The sequence below is a fragment of the Bacillota bacterium genome (assembly GCA_012842395.1).
GTDB lineage: Bacteria > Bacillota > SHA-98 > UBA4971 > UBA4971 > UBA6256.
This window is the reverse complement of the sequence record DUSX01000020.1, coordinates 62151-80994: the sequence shown is the minus strand read 5'-3', so window position 1 is coordinate 80994 and position 18844 is coordinate 62151. Positions and strand designations below refer to the sequence as shown.

At 59.3% G+C, this 18844-nt stretch carries 12 protein-coding genes; 8 read left to right on the top strand and 4 right to left on the bottom strand.

Annotated features, from left to right (window positions below):
* The first annotated feature begins 158 nt into the window (after positions 1-158).
* The 8 genes from thiE to GX515_07505 all read left to right on the top strand — a co-directional run bounded on the left by thiE (position 159) and on the right by GX515_07505 (position 15041).
* Positions 159-827, top strand: coding sequence for a thiamine phosphate synthase (gene thiE / locus GX515_07540; GenBank protein ID HHY32857.1), 669 nt, complete (start codon positions 159-161; stop codon positions 825-827).
* 1 nt (position 828) lies between these two features.
* The gene (locus GX515_07535) at positions 829-2274 is read left to right on the top strand and encodes a thiamine-monophosphate kinase (protein ID HHY32856.1); all 1446 of its coding nucleotides are present in this window, start codon (positions 829-831) and stop codon (positions 2272-2274) included.
* A gap of 791 nt (positions 2275-3065) precedes the next feature.
* Positions 3066-3521, top strand: a complete 456-nt coding sequence (brxF, locus tag GX515_07530; GenBank protein HHY32855.1) for a BREX-3 system P-loop-containing protein BrxF — start codon at positions 3066-3068, stop codon at positions 3519-3521.
* Positions 3514-7125 (top strand): hypothetical protein, encoded by a 3612-nt coding sequence (locus GX515_07525; protein ID HHY32854.1) that lies wholly within the window; start codon positions 3514-3516, stop codon positions 7123-7125. The genes brxF and GX515_07525 overlap by 8 nt, the downstream gene beginning before the upstream one ends.
* 24 nt (positions 7126-7149) lie before the next feature.
* Positions 7150-9696 (top strand): site-specific DNA-methyltransferase, encoded by a 2547-nt coding sequence (locus GX515_07520; GenBank protein HHY32853.1) that lies wholly within the window; start codon positions 7150-7152, stop codon positions 9694-9696.
* A gap of 3 nt (positions 9697-9699) precedes the next feature.
* Positions 9700-12615: a DEAD/DEAH box helicase gene (locus tag GX515_07515; protein ID HHY32852.1), complete on the top strand. Its 2916-nt coding sequence runs from the start codon at positions 9700-9702 to the stop codon at positions 12613-12615.
* Positions 12615-14162, top strand: coding sequence for a PglZ domain-containing protein (locus GX515_07510; GenBank protein HHY32851.1), 1548 nt, complete (start codon positions 12615-12617; stop codon positions 14160-14162). Before GX515_07515 ends, GX515_07510 begins: the two co-directional genes overlap by 1 nt.
* A 60-nt stretch (positions 14163-14222) precedes the next feature.
* Positions 14223-15041 (top strand): hypothetical protein, encoded by an 819-nt coding sequence (locus GX515_07505; protein ID HHY32850.1) that lies wholly within the window; start codon positions 14223-14225, stop codon positions 15039-15041.
* Positions 15042-15261: 220 nt separating this feature from the next.
* Here the strand turns inward: GX515_07505 and GX515_07500 are convergent, their stop codons facing one another.
* From GX515_07500 to GX515_07485, 4 genes are all read right to left on the bottom strand, one after another.
* Complete coding sequence (locus GX515_07500) at positions 15262-16227, bottom strand: alpha/beta hydrolase (GenBank protein HHY32849.1); 966 nt, start codon at positions 16225-16227, stop codon at positions 15262-15264.
* A 407-nt stretch (positions 16228-16634) separates the two neighbouring features.
* Complete coding sequence (locus tag GX515_07495; GenBank protein ID HHY32848.1) at positions 16635-16793, bottom strand: hypothetical protein; 159 nt, start codon at positions 16791-16793, stop codon at positions 16635-16637.
* A 2-nt stretch (positions 16794-16795) separates the two neighbouring features.
* The gene (locus GX515_07490) at positions 16796-17173 is read right to left on the bottom strand and encodes a nucleotidyltransferase domain-containing protein (GenBank protein HHY32847.1); all 378 of its coding nucleotides are present in this window, start codon (positions 17171-17173) and stop codon (positions 16796-16798) included.
* A gap of 252 nt (positions 17174-17425) precedes the next feature.
* Positions 17426-18670: a hypothetical protein gene (locus GX515_07485; GenBank protein HHY32846.1), complete on the bottom strand. Its 1245-nt coding sequence runs from the start codon at positions 18668-18670 to the stop codon at positions 17426-17428.
* Positions 18671-18844: the final 174 nt, after the last annotated feature.

Below are 18844 nucleotides of genomic sequence, written 5' to 3'. Positions count from 1 at the left end.
CCCCGGACCAGCGCAGAGGCCAAGGCGGAGGCGAGGAAGGGCCGGGAGGCCAAGGCGCACCAGGCGGACAGGGACGATGGCCAGGGATGCCAGTGCCGGCGCAGCCAGGGCCAGGGCAGCCTGCGCCCGCGGTAGAGGCTACCGGGGCGATGCAGGCAATGCGGGCGAGGCTCTTTCAGGGCCTTAGGCTTTATGTGGTAACCGATAGAAACCTTGCGAGGGGGCGGGAAGAGGAGGAGGTCGTGTCGCTTGCCATCGCTGGCGGCGCGACAGCCATCCAGTTCCGCGCGAAGGACTGGGACGCCGGGCGCATGGTGGAGGTAGGGCTCAGGCTGCGGCGCATCACGAGGGACATGGGGGTCCTGTACATCGTGAACGATCGCGTTGACGTGGCCATGGCCGTGGACGCCGATGGCGTCCATCTCGGCCAGGAAGACTTCCCCGTGCCGCTCGCCCGCAAGCTTCTGGGACCCGGCAGGATAATAGGCCTGACCGTGCACAACGCCGAGCAGGCCGCGGAGGCGGAGGGGCTCGGTGCGGACTACCTCGGGACCGCGGCGGTGTTCCCGACCGACACCAAGAAGTACGCCGCAGTGGCCCCTCTCGGTCTCGCGGGCCTGGAGGAGATCGTGCGCGCCACTCGCCTGCCCGTGGTCGCGATAGGCGGGGTATCGAAGAGTAACGCCGCGGAGGTGATGGCAACGGGGGTCGCTGGAATCGCCGTCGTATCGGCGGTCGTGGCCGCTGACGACATAAGGGGCGCGGCCCGCGATCTTCGGACAATCGTGGATGAAGCTCTTGGAAGGCTTGAAAGGCGGTCGAGCTAGGATGGAACGTGAGGCGCAAGCGGGAGGAAGCAGAGGAAGCAGAGGGGATGCCGGGCGGGAACGTGGCGTGCGCGGTGCTGGTGGCATCGCGGGGGGCGAATTCGGCCTCATCGGCCGCATAAGGCGACGCGTGGCCGCGGCGCACTTGGGAGAGGCCGGCAGCCTCGGCAAGCCTGGTGGGCCGGGCGGGTTTGCCGAGCGTGATGCCCCGCGGCATGTGTGTGATGGCCGCGGCGGTCACGGTGATCATCACCGCATCGGCGATGTTGGGGCGGGCCTGCTGGACACAGTGATCCTGGGGATCGGCGACGACGCCGCGGTGCTGCAACCGCCTCGCGGACGCCTCCTCGCCAGCATCGACATGCTCGTCGAGGGCGTCCACTTCGATAGGCGGCTCATCACCCCTTGGCAGCTCGGATGGAAAGCGCTTGCAGTGAACGTGAGCGACATCGCCGCCATGGGCGGCGTTCCGCTCTACGCGCTCGCTTCGATTGGGCTCAACGAGAGCGTCGACGACTCCTACGTGGACGCCGTATACGACGGCATGCTGGCTGTCGCGGAGCGCTTCGGCGTTGAGATCGTGGGCGGAGATACGGTCAAGTCTCCTCACGCGATCGTCATAGACGTTGCGATCATAGGGCAGGCGGACTCGCCCGTCACCAGGGCGGGCGCGCGGCCCGGCGATCTCGTGGCCGTCACGGGACCCCTGGGCGCCTCCGCGGCGGGACTCGCGTGGCTCCTTCACTGCCTGGAGAGGGAGGAGGGACATGATCGGCGAGATGTCGGCGGCGAGGACGCAGGCCGGGGTGGCGCAGGCGTCGAGATGAGCGACTACCACCACCCGTCCCAGTTAGGCGCGGCGACCGCCTCTCACCCGCCTCAGACGCGCGGTGGGGCAGCGCGCTCTCATCCGTCAGCACTAGAAGGCGGGGCTGAGGGCTCTCATCCATCCTACGTGGGCGGCGGCCCGGCGGTCGGCGCCCACCCCTCGTGGGCGCAGGAGCTTGTTAGGGCGCACCTTGAGCCCATGCCGCGGGTGCCCGAGGGCCACGCGCTCGCCGCGAGCGGAGCGGTCACCGCTATGATGGACATAAGCGACGGCCTTGCCAACGAGGTCAATCACATCGCCGAGGAAAGCGGCGTCGGGGTCGTGGTGTACGCAGCGGATGTGCCCATCAGCGAGGCCACCGCGGCGGCGGGACGCGCGCTCGGCCGCGATCCTCTCCACTGGGCGCTGTTCGGCGGCGAGGATTACGAACTCGTGTTCACTTTCAAGCGCGATCAGACGGAAGCCGCCTCCCGCTGCCTGGCCTCGGTAGGGGGGCGCCTTTACGTCGTTGGCGAGATCGTGCCCAGCGAGAGAGGGGTAAAGCTCGTCACCGCGAGCGGGAAGACTACGGACCTGTCCCCGGCCGGCTACGACCACTTCGCCACTCGCACTTCGTAGGGTGGGCTCGTAAGGCGGGAAGCGTTGCCGTGGCTGAGACGTTTGCATGTTCGCCAGAGTAGGATGGGAGCGCCGGCCAACATGTAGGTAGTACGCGCCCGCGCCACAAGAGATCAGCAATTCACACCGCATCTTCCGACCAAATCTGTGGTGCCAAAGCACGTTGCATCGTAACGTGCCATAGAGAACCACTTCCCCGGCAGCGCGCCAAGCAGGGCAACTATGCTCTCAGAGATACACTTTGCACCGCACAGCAGAGGAGATCATCCTCTCCACGTCCCTAAAGTGTCGACACACGAGCAGACGCCTCCGTTGCCTGGCGAGTAAGCGCAGCAACAGCGGAATGAGGAGGATTCTGCATATCCATAAAGAATACCGAATTTTGGGGTAGCACTCTCTATGTAGGAAGAATGAGGGAACCCATCTGGGGGACGAGTCAGAGCAACCTGTCGGAATGCTCGAAACGCTCAAGTTCCGAATGGCACAGAGGCAGTGCGCGCAGCAACCTGCGATGGCTCTGCAAATGCATCGTTCGTCAACTGCTCTGCTCCTCGCGCAGGCCGCGGCACTGGTTCGCTAGTGGAGAACCGCCTCGATGCGGAACTGTACCTGACTACGCACAGGCACTAACATCATCGGAATCATCGGTCTAGCCCTCAACTGCGGGTAATGGGACTTGCACGGGAGTACCGTACGGGCCATGCCAGGTAGAGTCAATGGTACCCTGAGGCCTCGACAGTGCATGGTGACGGCGACTTGAGGATTCGATTCTCTCTGGGACGGAGGGCCTTATGAGACTGCACGACCTAATCAAGCAAATGGAGACCAATTACTACAAAATGCTGGTAATAGTGGACAATGGACACCAGCCGGAGAAGATCATTGGTCCCCTGCAAGCAGAGGGCTGGACCGCGGTTGATGTGACCGATGCCGTGCTCAAGCTTATTGAAGGAATCCCCGGGGAGAAGGTGAGAGTGCGGATTGGCGGCAAGCTGAAAGAATGGTTCCATTCCCTGCCGGACAGGCTTGTTCTCTACAATACTAGCATTTTGTACTCTCCGGAATTGGGCAGACTCAACCCGGTGGGTGCGTTCAAATACAAGTCCCGGGAAAAGGAAGTTGTCGTGCTCCTGGAAGGTCGTCTGGCCTGCAACCGGATCCAGTATTCCCAGTACGGCCGGCCCGACTACGCGGAGATGGATGTGAGCGAGGTAATCCACGCCAGAATGGAGGATATTGATGGCTAAGGTAGGCGAGCTTCTCAACTTCGAAAGGATTAGGGAAGTAGTTGACATAGATTCCATTGTCGACAAGAGAGCGATGGTCGAGAACTATGTCATTTCCCCATCCCTGGAGGAATCCCTGGTTCACCTTTTCCGAGACCTGAACTCCAGCACGCACAAGGCTGCCCAGATCATTGGTGGCTACGGTTCCGGCAAGTCGCACCTCTTGGCCTTCATTATCTCCCTGCTGACCGAGCCTGGTCTGGCCAAGTATGTGCAAAACGAGCACGTCAGGGCGGCCGTTGAAGCCCTAGGGCGGGATTTTGCGGTAGTGAACTGGGAGCTGCAACCGAATGACGTGAGTTTGAGCGAGTATTTCTATGATCAACTGGAAATCCAGTTGAAAGAGAAATACGGCCTCTGTGTGAATTTGCCCACCACGGGCGTGATCGACCATAAGAAGACAATCCTTCAGGTGCTGGAAAGGGTGAAGGAGGGCCATCCCACCCGGGGCTTGGTCGTGGTGATAGACGAGATTTCCGACTTCCTGAAGCAGAAGTCCAAGGAGAAGCTCAATCAAGACGTCCAATTCCTGCGCGTGCTGGGCCAGGTGGCGCAGAATAGCGACTTCATGTTTATCGGGGCCATGCAGGAGCACATCTTCACCAACCCCAAGTATGTGGACGAAGCTGAAAGCTTCGGCCGGGTGGCCGAGCGCTTCCAGGTCATCACCATCAAACGAGAAGACATCAAGCAGGTGATCGCGAAGCGGGTCCTCAGCAAGACACCTGAACAGCGTTTGTGGCTAGAAGAGCTCTTCAAGGAGTACGTGCACTACTTCCCTCATCTACAGGCCAGCCTGGATGAGTATATTGGTCTTTTCCCGCTCCACCCTTATGTAATCCAGGTGTTTAGCGAACTACCCTATTTCGAGAAACGAGGCGTGATCCAGTTCACCATCCAGGAAGTAGAACAGATACTAGACCGCGACTTCCCCTTCTTGATCACCTACGACCGGATCTACGACGAAATCGCCTCCAAGCACACTGTGAAGAACCTGGAGACTGTATCTCCAGTGGTCAACGCCATTCAGACCCTGGAGAGCAAAGTGGATCTCCTGGACCGCCGCCACCAGGACACTGCCCGGAAAATCGTCAAAGCGCTGGCTGTACTAAGGCTGTATGGCAAAAGCGTCAGCAACGGGGCCACCGCCGAGGAACTTGCGAATACCCTCCTCATCTTGCCTGGCAACAGACTGATGGAGGCCGCGGATGAGATCTCCCTGGTGCTGAGCAACTTCCGCAAGGTTACTGACGGGCAGTTCATCAACGTGACTCGGGATGGCTATTACTTTCTGGACCTCGACTTGGCAGTGGATTACGACCAGGTGATCCGGCGCCGCGCCGAAAACCTGCCGGAAGACAGCCTTGACGAGGAGATCGTGTCCATCCTGAAGGAGCAGCTTCTCCTTGAGGAGGGCGCGGCGCGTTACGCTTTTCGCGACAGTTGTGAATGGTCCAGCCGTCGCTCCTTCCGAGAAGGCGTGTTTGTCTACGAGACCGGCAAGGGCGACCTCGTTGAGGCCGACGGCGACTACAGAATCGTCTTTGTTTCTCCTTTTTGCGCCGGGAACCGTTATGCCCCAGCGGAGGACTGCGCGGTGATTAGCGGTTCCCTGTCGCCTGAGGCCGTGGAGCTCCTGAGGCTGACCACTGCTGCCCACCTCTTGGCCAAAGACAACTACCAGCGCAGTATCATGGAGAAGAAGTACGCCACGTTGAAGAAAGGTTTTGTCGAGATGTTCGTACGTGCCTGGTTGGAGACCGGCCGGGTGGATATTGGCAAGAACCAGAAGGGCATCAAGGCATTGATAGCCAAGGAGTTTAGCAACTTCGACGAGCTGTTTACCGAGGTGAAGCCACAGTTCTTTGAGGACTATTTCAGTCGGAAGTACCCTAAGCACCCCAAGTTTGGCCAGCGCATTACGCGTGAGAACATCGCCGGTGAGTTCGGCGCCGCCATCAAGGAGCTGCTTAGCAGGGGCAACGTCCAATCGATTTTCTCTGGCACCAAGTCTATATTGAGCGCTCTTGACCTGCTTGACGCCCAGGGTAACCTATCCACCAGCTCTTCGGAGGTGGCGTCCGAAATCCTCGAGACGGCAAGGGCCAATGCGGGAAAGGTCGTGTCGGTTGAGGAAATCCTCAACCGGTTCGCGGGGCCTCCGTACGGCTACGACCGGTACATGACCGCCTTCGTGATGTTGATATTGACCTACAATGGTGAGATCGTCCTCAAGGCCGCCGGCGGCAAGATGATTACCTCATCCGAGGTGCACGAAACCTTTGGGACAGGTCTGGAAGCCTTCGAGAGCGTTAAGTACCTGGCCATAGAAAGTGACTTCAACCCCCAGCCGGTGATCGACCTCATGCTCGTCCTCGGCATGGATCACGCCAGCGCTGCCAAAATGCGTGTGACCGCCAGGCGGGGCGAGGCAGTGCGCGACTTTCGCACCCGTTACCTGGAGATCAGGGAACAAGTGGACGTTGTCCAGAGAAGGCTCGAGGCCTTGGCCCTGGATGCCGCCGGGTTCGTTGACGTTGATGGTTTGAGGCGGTACCACCAGGTCTTGGCGGACATCCCTCTGGCCAACTTCGAGCAGGTAAAGACACCCAGCGATTTCAAGAAGATTGTATACGATGATGCAACGATCCGCAGAATCGGTGAAGCCTACAAGACCCTCCAGGACCTGAGCCACTTCTACAAGACGTACACGGAACAGCTAGAGAAGGAAGTGACATATGCCCGGCAGGTTAAGAAGGTCGTTGAGGACTACCCGAGCCTATTCCCTGCTGACGACCTACAGGAATTCCTCCAAGGAGCCTTTGCCATCCTAGCGGACGCGAGCCGCCTCTTGAACCGGTCCGAGCTGCTGTCGCTCTTGGGCAAGCTGGAGCAGGTCCGTCGAAAGTACGTAGCCGCTTACTTCGCGGCACACGAAAGGTATGTGGGCGGGAAGGCAGGCTGGAACAGGCTTAGTGAGCTGACCGCCAGCCAGACCTGGCAGAACCTTCTCCTGCTAAAGAACGTCGCCGTCTTGAACAAGTACCCTCTCAACATGGTGGAAAACGAAATCTCAGTGCTCGCCAACCAGCGCTGCGATGGGTTTAGGGTCGAACTCATCGAGAAGACCCCTTTGTGCCCGCGCTGCAACTTCCCCAAGGGCTTCATCGGGAGGAGCATTGCCCAGCGGATCGCTGTCCTGGAGGACAAAGTGGAGAGTATGAGCCGTGAGTGGGGGGAAACCATCCTTGCCGAGATGAGCAACTACCGGGATAACCTGGACTACCTGCAGGCGGGCGAGAAGGAATTGATTCTGAAGGTAATGGAGAGCGGGAAGCTGCCGGCGGTGGTCACCGAGGATCTGGTGGTGGCCCTTAACAACCTTTTCAAGGAGGTAGTCTCGGTAGAGGTCGACGCGAAGGGGCTTCTGGAAGCGGTGTTCGCCGGCGCCCGGGTCATGGACTATTTCACCTTTGAGCGAAAGCTGAATGAGTGGAAGCAGAAGCTGGTGGCCGGCCATGACCTGGACAAGGTGCGCATCAAGCTATCCGGCGAAGACGTGTAACAGGTGAAGAACGGAGGCAAAGAGATGGATTGCGTGACGAAGAGGCTGTTTGAAGTTGACGGGGGGGATCCACAACCAGAGTTGGAGGATGACTTCGCCCGCTCCTGCCGCCCCCTTTCCGAGTTGCTAGACACAGTACGCCAAGTGGAGGGTTTTCCCCTTGGGCGAGACGAGGACATCCTTGCCCTCTCCGACCCTCCCTACTACACTGCCTGTCCCAATCCCTACCTGGGAGAGTTCATCAAGCGGTACGGCAAACCCTACGATGAAGCCACCGATACTTACCAACGCCCGCCCTTTGTGGCCGACGTGACTGAGGGGAAGAACGACCCCGTCTACAACGCCCACTCCTACCATACCAAAGTGCCTCACAAGGCCATAATGGAATACATCGAGCACTACACCGAGCCGGGCGATATCGTCTTCGACGGCTTCTGCGGCAGCGGTATGACCGGCGTGGCGGCGCAGCTTCTGGGCCGGCGAGCCATCCTCTGTGACCTCTCGCCGGCCGCTACGTTCATCGCCTACAATTACAACACCCCGGTGGACGTGGCTGAGTTCGAGCGCGAGGCGAAACGGATCCTTGCCGAAGTGGAAAAGGAATGCGGCTGGATGTATGAGACCCTCCACACCGACGGCCGCACCAGGGGGCGGATCAACTATACCGTCTGGTCCGACGTCTTCATCTGCCCGTACTGCGGCAACGAGTACGTCTTTTGGGACGCGGCGGTGGATAAGGTGCGGGGGAAAGTGCTTGAGGAATACCCCTGCCCCTCCTGCGGGGCACGCGTATCTAAACGCGAATGCGAGCGGGCATGGGTGACCTTTTACGACCAGGCCATCGGCCAGCAAGTCACCCAGGCCAAGCAGGTGCCAGTGCTAATCAACTATGCCGTGGGGAAGAAGCGGTTTGAAAAGAAGCCGGACCAGTTCGACCTGGACCTGATCCGCAGGATCGAGGAGAGCGCCATTCCGTACTGGTTCCCGACAGACCGGATGCCGGAGGGCTACAATACCGAGCAGCCCAAGCGGTCCCACGGCCTTACCCACGTGCACCATTTCTACACCAAGAGGAATCTGTGGATTATGTCCAGCACAATAGCTAAGTTCCGAGAGCGATTGTCTTCCAGATGGTTACTGTTTCTTATGACATCGTTTATTGTCAAGACTGGGAGCAAGCTCCACAATATCGGGCTAAAGAATGGTAGTCTCAATCTTGCCGGACAAGTGCCAAATACTTTGTACGTCCCAAGTTCCGTTGCTGAAAGGGACATATTCGAACTGGCACGTGGTAAAGTAGAAGACCTTCTTCCTGCAATGAGTCTTGAGAAACAGGAAGGTTTCATCGTGCTTGGATGTCAATCAACTACTAACGTGGTTTCATGTGACAACTCGGTGGACTACATCTTCACCGACCCGCCTTTTGGCAGCAACCTGATGTACTCCGAGCTCAACTTCCTCTGGGAGGCGTGGCTAAGGGTTTTCACCAACAACAAGCCCGAGGCCATCATCAACGAAACCCAGGGTAAGGGTCTGGCTGAGTACAAGGAGCTCATGACTGCCTGCTTCAAGGAGATGTACCGCATCCTCAAGCCCAACCGCTGGATGACCGTGGTCTTCCACAACTCCAAGGCTGCGGTGTGGAACGCTATCCAGGAGGCCATCACCAAGGCTGGCTTTGTTATTACCCAGGTGACGGTCATGGACAGGAAGCAGGGCACTTTCAAGCAGGTCACTTCCGCCGGCGCGGTGAAGAACGACCTCATCATCAACGCCTACAAGCCGAAGAAACGGATGGAAGACAACTTCCTGCGCCGGGCCGGGGCGGGCCTGGAGCGGGACTTCGTGACCGACCTCTTGGAGCACCTCCCCGTGGCCCCCAACGTCGGCCGCACCGAGAAGATGCTTTACTCCAAGCTTCTGGCCTACTACGTGCAACGGGGTTACGAGATCCGCCTGGACGCGAGACAGTTCTATACCCTGCTTAAAGAGAACTTCAAGCTGATTGACGGCTACTGGTTCACCGACGAACAGGTCTTGAAATACGATGAATGGAAGAGAAGGCAGAGGCTGGATGGCATCAAGGAGGTGCGGTCTGGCCAGCTAATCCTCCTTGTGAGCGACGAGCGGTCGGCCTTGACTTGGCTCTACAACTTCCTGGAGAGTCCCCAGACCTACACCGACATCTACACCGCGTACAGCCGGGCTCTGGTGCAGAGCGACGACGCCATCCCGGAGCTGAGGGAGCTTCTGGATAGCAACTTCATCCTGGAAGGCGGGCGTTACCGCCGCCCGCAGACAGAACAGGAAAGAGAAGCTGTTGAGGCTCAGCGAGAAAGGGATCTGGACAGGGCGTTCGACCGCCTCCTGGCCGAGGCCAGGAGCGGGGTCAAGAGGCTGAAGGGGGTGCGCAAGGAGGCGCTCATGCTCGGTTTCACGAGAGCTTATCGAGAGAAGCGCTACGGCGACATCCTGGCCGTGGCCAGGCGGCTAGACCAGGACTTCTTGGAGACAAACGGAGAGATCAACGACTTTGTGGAAATCGCCAGGCTAAAAACGGGAGAGGAATAACGGATGCAGCCAGGGGTGCAGGTGCGCAGCGCCGCCTATCCAGAAAAGGGGACGGGCGTGGTCCTGGGGACCAACGAGTTTCTCGACCAGGTCTACGTGGACGTTTTCTTTGAAAGGACCAGAGAGCGGCTCACGCTGCCTCTAGGCGATCTCAGTCTGGTCCTAGACCCGCTAGCGAAGATCAGAGCAGGCAGTTTTTCCACTGCTGCTCGCTTCAGGCTACGCTGGCTTGTGGAGCAGATCCGCGCCGAGAGCTCCGGGGAGGACCTCGTGGCCGCCGGGAGCTTCAAGATCATCCCCCTACCCCACCAACTCCTGGTGGTGAGCTTCGTCTTAGACCAGTTCAAGCCACGCGTCCTGATCGCCGACGAGGTGGGCCTAGGCAAGACCATCGAGGCGGCCCTGGTATACGAGGAGCTGAAAGCCAGGGGCATGGTTAAGAGGGTACTGGTGGTGGTACCGTCGGGGCTTTGCCCGCAGTGGCGAGAGGAAATGAAAGTCAAGTTCGGCGAGGATTTCGTCATCTACGATCGTGCCACCGTCCGGTCCCTGCAGCAGCTTCACGGCGAGATGACCAACGTATGGACGCTGGCAGACCGGGTGATTACCTCGCTGGACTTCATCAAGCCCAAGAGGATCACCGACGACCTGGACGAGCGTGCGGCCCGGGCCCGCCGGTGGCACAACGAGCGTGTTTCTGCGGCCGCAGCAGCGGCCAGGTTTGACATGGTCATCTTTGACGAAGCCAACAAGTTGACCAAGGACATGGCTGGCGAAGAGACAGCACGATACAAGATAGGCAGGTCTCTGGCCGAGGCGGCGCCCGTGGTGCTTCTGCTCAGCGCCACCCCGCACCAGGGAGACCAGCACAAGTTCCGTAACCTGCTGCGGCTGATAGATCCCTACTCATTCTCCGGCGACGGCAGGGTCACGGCTGAAGACGTCAAGAAGGTGACAGTACGGAACAACAAGCGGGCTGTGATTGACTTCCGTGGAAACCGCCTCTTCAAGCAGCGGGTGGCCACCCTGTGCCTGATTCACCGGGATGAGGTGGCGGACAAGGTGGAGCTAGACCTCTACCGGTCGGTGACCGACTATGTGACTACCTTTTACGAATTAGCCCGGCAGCAGAACAACCACGCCATGATGTTCTTGCTGCTCATTTACCAACGCATGGTGAGCAGCAGCTCGAGAGCCATCCGGAAGTCCCTGTCCGCTCGCCTGGCGGCTTTGGAGGAGCTGCGCCACCGTGCGATCGCTCAGGAGCCTGGAAGCGACTGGGAGGAACTCGACTGGGATGATATGCAAGAATTGACGGCGGAGGAGCAGTTGGCCGAACTCACGCGGGCTGGTGCCATTCGTTGGGGCGGTATCGACCCGGTTGCCTTAGAGGTTGAGATCGCAGCCCTGAGAAAATGCCTTGCCCTGGCGGAACAGGCTACGGTTGGCCGCAATGACGTCAAGTTTGCCAGGCTGCTGGAGATCGTCAATGAACTCAGAATTCAGGAGAACAATCCTCGCTTGAAGTTCATCATCTTCACCGAGTTTCTCGAGACGCAGGCCTATCTGCAAGAGCGCCTGGCTAGCCTGGGCTACCGTACGGCGTTCATCAACGGCGGCATGTCCACTGCTGAGCGAGTCGCGCAGGTGGAACGGTTCCGCGGTGAGGCGGAAGTTCTCATTTCTACCGACGCCGGCGGGGAAGGCATAAACCTGCAGTTCTCCCATGTCCTGATCAATTACGACCTGCCCTGGAACCCCATGCGCTTGGAGCAACGTATCGGCCGCGTTGACCGCATAGGCCAAGAACACGATGTGAAGGTAATCAACCTCCAACTGGCGGACACGGTGGAGAACCGGGTGCGGGAGGTAATCGAAAACAAGCTGGATATCATCCGCAGGGAGTTCTGCGCTGGCGAAGACAAGCTGGCCGACATCATAGGCGTCCTCCAGGACGAGTTCGATTTCGAGAGAGTCTACATTGAGGCCTTGCTCAAACAAGGCCGCGAGACAGCCGATCTGGAGGCGGTGTCCCGGCAGATTCTCGAGCGGGCCCGCGCAGTCGTTGAGGAAGAACGACTAGCCATGCCTATCTCCAGCTTGTCCGCGGAGTACGCTGTGGCGTCGCAGCGAAATCTGGAGAGGAGAGCAAGGCAGGCGCAAAGGTTGGTAGAGCAGTACCTTCAGGTCTACGGCGTCAACCTGCACTCTTACAAGGAGAGGGAAGGGGTCTATTACTTTCAGGACCCCAGGAGCGGAAGGCGCCTGCACAATGTGATCTTCGAGCAGAAGCACACCCTGGACAATGAGGGGAGCGAACTCTTGAGTCTTCAGCACCCCTACATGGTGGGGCTGTTATCTGACCTGGAGGATGCCTTGCGGGACGATACCACAGCTAAGCTGGTAGTACGCGAGAGCAAGTTCAGCGGGGAAAAGGGGCTCTTGTTTGTCTACCGGTTGACTCTCACAAACTGCCTAGACCCTGCGGGACATCATCTAGTGCCTTGTTACGTGAGCGTTGCCGGGGGCATAGGGCGGGTGAACGGTAGGGTATCCCGCTATTTTCGGGATTGTGAGCAGCTCAACTGCACCGACCTTGCAGATGGAAACGTGCCCTATGATCTGTTGGAGGAGGCCTGGCATCTAGCCCGCGGAGCAGCGCAGCAAGAGGCGGCCGTCCTGTTTTTCCAGGCAAAGGAACGTTTGGAGAAGAGGCTGAGGGATGAGGAGGCGAAGTTTGAGAGGTTCTACCAAGACCGCAAGCTTGCTATCGAGAGGATCGCCGTGGAGAATATCCGAGCAGCCAAGGAAGAAGAGCTGGAGGATGATCGGAAGGCCAGGCAACAGGAGTGGTTGCGCCGAAGGCAACTAGCGCCCAGCCTGAGTCTGGAACAACTTGCGTACGTGGAGTTTGTGTAATGGGTGAGAAATGGTACGCGAAGTTGGTCAATAAGATAGCGCGGTCCTACCACGACGTGATTGTGGTCATCGACCACGACCGCCTCGGCCGATTGGCCGAACTACGGACGGCACTGGCGGGTGCTTTCGCTCTCCATGATTACAAAGGAGAGCTGTCTTTGCGGCGTTTCCTCAGGGAGAATGCCAGCAGACGCATGCTTATCTTCAAGCCCCCAGAGCACGGCCACCTTCCTTACGACGTGGAGAGCAGATCTGATGTGATCTCGTGGCAGCTCGCGGAGGTCTTTCCGAAACTCCACCCTGCGGCACTCGCAGACCTGCCAGAAGAGCAGTACCAGCGGCTCTATGAGGTCTACGAACAGCGGGAGCAGATGCTTCGGCCCTTGGACGTAGAAGAAACCAAAGCAGTGCTCATCGAGTGGCTGGATGGGACGGCAGCGCACGCGAGGCGCGGTGAATCTCACAGCGCTGACGAGGCCAGACCTTGCACGCATGAGGACGGCGACGTAAAATGTCGCTGTCAAGCCCTGGTCCGGGAGATCGAGGGGCTCCTGGCGTGCCGCCCGGTCGACTGGCGCGCCGTAGCCCCCCTGTGGGGAGAGTTATCTTATTGTTACTGCCAGGCGGGGACGAAACCACCGGAGATTGATGCTTTGGACCAGAAGATTAGTGAAGCATTCGCTGAATACATCCGGACTTGTTACTGTAAGCTCTTCTACGAAGGCTATCTCACCAGGCCGGCCACCGTTGATAAGGTGCTGCACTTCTTGGCCTACCAGCCGGCTGCTAAGAAGGCCCTAATCTGTATGGATGGCATGGGGTTTCAGGAATGGTGCTGCCTGAGGCGGTATTTGACGAGTCACGGGTTACATAGATTCGACGTAGTGGCCGTCTTCGCCCTCCTGCCCACCTTGACCCGGACCTCACGGCGCGCCCTGTTTTGTGGCCTGCCTGCACCCGAGGGCCACCTAGACGAAGAAAAGGGCTTTCTGCGGTTTGTCCGGCAGAAATGGCCCGATGGAGAGCGCCGGTCAGCCTGGATATTCACGAATACCAACCTCAGGTGGCGGGACGAGTACCTGAGTTTTGACTACCTCGCCATGTCTTGTAACCTGGTGGACAACCTAGCACACGCCGCCGTGGGTGTGCAGGACAGCAAGGAACCGATGCAGACGAACCTTCTTGTGGAGCTGGACAGATCTGGGTTTGCCGACACGGTGCAGAGACTGCTAGAGGTGGGCTACCGAGTCTACGTCACTGCCGATCATGGTTCGGTGTGGTGCCGGGGCAACGGCCACCAGGCCAGCAAGTGGCTGGTGGAAGAGAAGGCCCGGCGGGCGCTGCTGTTCCCCAACAAGATCCTGGCAAAGGATTTCGCGGAAGGGAAAGACGTGCTAGTATACGAGAACGGTTATCTCTTTGGAGATGCGGTGGCCATCTTTCCAGTCGGCCGGGAGATGTTTGCACCGGCAGGAGAGGCGGGCATTAGCCACGGCGGTATTCACCCAGAGGAAGCGATTGTGCCTTTCATTGAAGTGCAGGGGTGAATTCGGTCCGAGGCTGTACATACCCACCCGGCGTTTCGTTTGGCGGGAGGAAGACGATTGGTGAGAGACACGCTAGTCGGCTTTGATCGGCCGCTCAGGCCGCACTGGATCTACGAAAGCCTACGCCTGGCCAGGCCGGGCCAGAGGCTGTCGGAGCTGAATGCCCCGTTCGAGCACATAGTGCGGGAGCTAACCGGCAGGGAGGGGAAGCGCAAAGTCCGTACTGTGCTTTTCCGGTGTTTCTTGCGCGATGACCAAGACAAGTCGAGGGTGAGACAGAATCTGGTATTAAGGGATTTGAGTCTGCAGCACGACTTGGCTTTCATGACGCCAATCTACCTCTTCTACTTGGTGGCTCGGACAGAGGTGTTGCGAAGGATCTCCGACCACATTTTCCGGCTTTACGATTTCGGCAGTGAGGTCAAAATGGCGTTTCTGAAGGCGAAAATGACAGAGAGTCTAGGCGAGCGGGACGTGGTGGTCCGGTCAACGAGAGCCTTCATTCAGACCCTCGAGCATTTCGGCGTAGTGGCGAGACGCGACGGTCAGCCGGCTTTGTGCAGGAGACTCCCGGTTGGCGAGGACCAAGCCCGGATCATACTGCAGCTTTTCGCCTTGGAGATTCTGGGTGCACCGCAAGTCTCCTTGACTGACCTCCCCCGAGCCGTGTTCGACTTCTTTGCCCTTCCAGATCTAAGGACGCTGGCACAGAAATACAATGGCCAGTTGTGGGATTATCAGCACCGGGTGACGGATGATTTGCTGATGGTGTACCTTAACTCATTCTCTGCAGCAACTCGAAATGAAGATTGGCGTGAGTCAGAGCCGAGCCACCCTCTGTCAGGGCGCCGGAGCCAACGACCACATTCCCGCTCTTAAGCCCAGTAGCTGTGCGCCTCACGTTGGCCGCCAAGCGCACGCCTCGCAGCGGGCAACGCGTCGTGCTGCCGGCCGGGTCATCCGGCGTTGCGCCAGCCGTGCCCCCCGCTGGGTCACGTACGCTGCGGTATGCCACGGCAGCCGGCGGTGCTGCTGGCCGGCCCTGTTGCCCGCCGCCGGGGGCCGCGCGCGGCGGCCACTTGTTTTGCCGACCATCCTGCTACCTGAGCAGGCATCTCTTGAACCACTCGACGGTCTTGCGTATCACTTCGGCCTCCCACACCGCCGAATTGAACGTGTGGTCCGCCCCGGCGACAATGTGCACCTCGACGGTCCCGCCAGCCTCCTTTATAGCCCTCTCGTACATCGCGCTATGGCTGACCGGAACAGATTCGTCCTGGTCGCCGTGGATCACGAGGACCGGGGCCTTGCACCTGCGCACAGTCTCCAGCGGCCTCGCCTCGGTGAGGGTCAATATGAAGTCCCTTCCAACCACGTTGCCCCTCACGTCCGCCCTTCGCGGTATCGCGAACGGGGGTATCTGGCCGTTACCCCAACTTTCAGACTGCGTGCGGTTCTTTCGTTCATCTCCACCCGCTCCACTTGCTGCGTCCACTCCACCGGGTCCGCCCGCGCCGCTCCCGTCACCGGCTCGATTTGCGGTCGCCCGGTCCGAGCTTTCCGCGTCCGCGTCGCCAACGCCGGAGACTTCCCGCCATGCGCCCGACTTCGCAGGCACCAGGAACGTGCTTTCCAAGTCCGCCACCGCGGACCACAACACCACGGACCTGACCCTCGGATCGTCGCTGACGGACGCGGCCACAGCCCCGCCCATGCTGAGGCCGAGTATCCCAATGTTGTTCCCGTCCACCCCCGGAAGGCCGGACACGTAGTCCAGCGAAACCCTGGCGTCCGAGATCTCTCCCGGCAGAGTCATGTCCTCGAAATCTCCCTCGCTGTCGCCCGAGCCACGGAAATCGAACCGCAAGGCGACGATCCCTGCACGCGCCAGCGCCTCCGCGGCCTTGACGAAGATGCGATGTGGCTCGACCTTGGTTCCCGTGAACCCATGGAATAGGACCACTGCCGGAACCTTGTCCTGGTCTGCCGCAGCCGGACGATGAATGACACCTATGAGCTTCTGGCCCTCGTTCACAAACGTAATCGGCTCTCTCGTGGTCAGCATGCCCACCCCTCCCTGAACGTCTCGCTCTGTTGTGACGTTCAGCAGGGAGGCGCCGATTCCTTCTCGAAGTGGCTCGGTCGGACGCAACTCGCTCAAGGATGACGTGCACACGCATGGCTTCCGCGAGAGCAACCTGCACAAGCGCAAGTTGCACAAGACGGGGCTCTGGGGCCAAGCCCTATTCGGCCAAGCTCAATTCTAAACGAGACACGGGAGGGAGAGCTGCACATCTGATGGCGCGCGGGGTGAAGGGGGACGCGGAACGAGGCTCGGAGGGACGCGCAGACCCGGGGTAGAATGCTGGACGGCGCGCTGGGGTCGGAGCCAAATACTGAACGGGGCCCGGAGGACGAAGCTGGATGCTGTATGGCAAAGAGGCGCTGGGCACGAGGCCCGGTACCGACCCGCTAGACCTGTGCGTCTCCGGCAGCCATCCAGTCTTCGATCCTGTCTAAGAAAGCCTGTGCACGAGAGAACTCGAGATCGCTGAATTCTCCGAGGTCCCCGAGCTCTGTCCTAGCAAACTCAAGCCTCCTGATTATGCTGTCCCTGGAAGTCCGGTCCACGTCTAGGCGCCCACGTGTTTGTGCTCGGCAGTCCGACGGTGTGCCCGCCGGAGTCTCCACGGGTCATTGAGCAACTCGCTGAAGTCTTCCGCCTCGCGCGAGACATCAGCATGTACTGCAGATAGAATGCCCTGTCGCGAACGACGAGGGGGTATGCCTCTCAAAGCTGCCCACGCCACTGACGCGTTTGCTTCGTTCAAGACGATGAGGTCGACATCTTTGCGAAGGAGCGCCTCGAGCTCTGCTGCGATGCCGTTGACTGAGGTCAAATCGTGTGCGTCGGCGAAGTATACTGCCACATCCACGTCTGAGCGTCGTGTTGCCTTACCCCTGGCATGCGACCCGAACGGGTCCCGAACCTTTCGTTCAGGAGGCCCCAAAAGACTCCCGAAGACTCCCGGACCTCAGAAGGAGCCTCATGAGTCACGTCCCGCCTACGGCTTGATTGTACCGGCAAGTCGCCCCGGAAGCAATGAGATCCGTTCTCCTTCTTCTAATCAAACGACCTCCGAACGAGACTGCATCTGAAAGGAAAGCGCGGAGGGGACGGAGATTCTTCCTTTTCCCAGCCATCACCGCCCCCCTGGGAATAACGTTTCTGCCGTCAGCGGATCCGCTGACTTTCCGTTGGCTCAATTCCTCGACAGCATGCACGCTATCGCGCATGCGGCAAGGCCTCCTAGCAGGGCTAGCGCCATGATGCTGGCCGCACATCCGGTTCTCCCAGGTTTTGCTCCGGCCTCCTCGTGGCTGTGCGGGATTGGTTCGCTGGCGCGGATGCTAACACGCTTTCCTGAGAGCATTGTCTTCAGGTACGTTTCCCCATCCGCATTCGTCAGAGACAGTAACTGGAGGACAGCACATGCATCCGAGGCCGCCCTGTGTTGCTCATTTGTCCTGATCCGGTGGTATTCCAAGAGGTAAGGCAAGCTCCGTCGCTTACATCCGTACTTCGTCCAGTCCACGCACGACATCGAACAGAACCACGGTTTTTTCGGCAGGTACCGCTGGGCGAAACCGCAGTCGAATTCGGCGTTGTGTGCTATGTAGAACTCAGCACGGCTAGCAATGGACCTTATTCTGTCTTCATCGAGGGTTTTGCCCTTGAGCACTTCTCGTGTAAGGCCGTGCACCCAGGTGGCATCCGGCGGAATCGGACGCCTCGGCTCACGCTGTCCGACGTACTCGTCAACGATTCCCATGATTTTGCCCGTTTCACGCTCGAAAGCGAATAGCACGACGGCCAGTTCTATGAGTTCGTGGGTCGCCGGGCTTAGCCCAGTGGTTTCTACGTCTACACAAGCAGCGATCCCCCACGAAGGGTCAATGGAATCCTTGGATAGCACGGGCACCTCTGGGGGCTGTCCAGGGGCTTCCCCCATGGCGTAGAGTGCAGTCATGCTACCGTCCTTGGGTTTCTCAATCTGCCATGAGTACCTCGTGAACCATTTGAGGGCCTCTCGATCGACATGTGGCAGCAAGGAGTACAACCGTTTTGAGCTAATGCCAGGGTGCTCCTTGATGCATTGAAGAGCCCCCTCTGCAGCCTCCTTGCACTTCATTATCCACGCAGTTGTCTCATCATAGTGCTCAGGGTCCATTGCACCTGCCTCAAGGACGGAGTGTACGACACGGATGGCATCGTCCCAACGCCCAAATCGCATGTAGACATTGGGCAGTTCATCTCTGCAAGGGATGCAAGGCGGGACCTCTATGTGTTGCAGCCGCCAGTAAGAGATCGCGTCAGGCAATGCTCTAAGACAGTCCTCGCCGACCCGGAAATACCCAGACGGATTTGCGTAGGCGCTGTGCGGCTTGAAGCGCCGCATCGCAGCAAGACAGGCGCAGTAACGATCATCACTGGGCTTGCTAGGCACCGTGTGCCCCCTCCTATCATCTTACGCGAGGTGGACGACTCCTCATCTTCCCCAGCGACCAGTCTTCTCCCCCGCGACCAGTATCTCGTTACTTGAGCGGGGAGTTGCTCCGGTGTCGTGGACACTTCAGGGCCACGCGACGGACTGTCTGGTCTCGTTGTGATTTCTCTCTGT

Coding starts and splice junctions, on each gene's coding strand:
- thiE (HHY32857.1), top strand. CDS start 159: ATGCGGGCGAGGCTCTTTCAGGGCCTTAGGCTTTATGTGGTAACCGAT.
- GX515_07535 (HHY32856.1), top strand. CDS start 829: ATGGAACGTGAGGCGCAAGCGGGAGGAAGCAGAGGAAGCAGAGGGGAT.
- brxF (HHY32855.1), top strand. CDS start 3,066: ATGAGACTGCACGACCTAATCAAGCAAATGGAGACCAATTACTACAAA.
- GX515_07525 (HHY32854.1), top strand. CDS start 3,514: ATGGCTAAGGTAGGCGAGCTTCTCAACTTCGAAAGGATTAGGGAAGTA.
- GX515_07520 (HHY32853.1), top strand. CDS start 7,150: ATGGATTGCGTGACGAAGAGGCTGTTTGAAGTTGACGGGGGGGATCCA.
- GX515_07515 (HHY32852.1), top strand. CDS start 9,700: ATGCAGCCAGGGGTGCAGGTGCGCAGCGCCGCCTATCCAGAAAAGGGG.
- GX515_07510 (HHY32851.1), top strand. CDS start 12,615: ATGGGTGAGAAATGGTACGCGAAGTTGGTCAATAAGATAGCGCGGTCC.
- GX515_07500 (HHY32849.1), bottom strand. CDS start 16,227: ATGCTGACCACGAGAGAGCCGATTACGTTTGTGAACGAGGGCCAGAAG.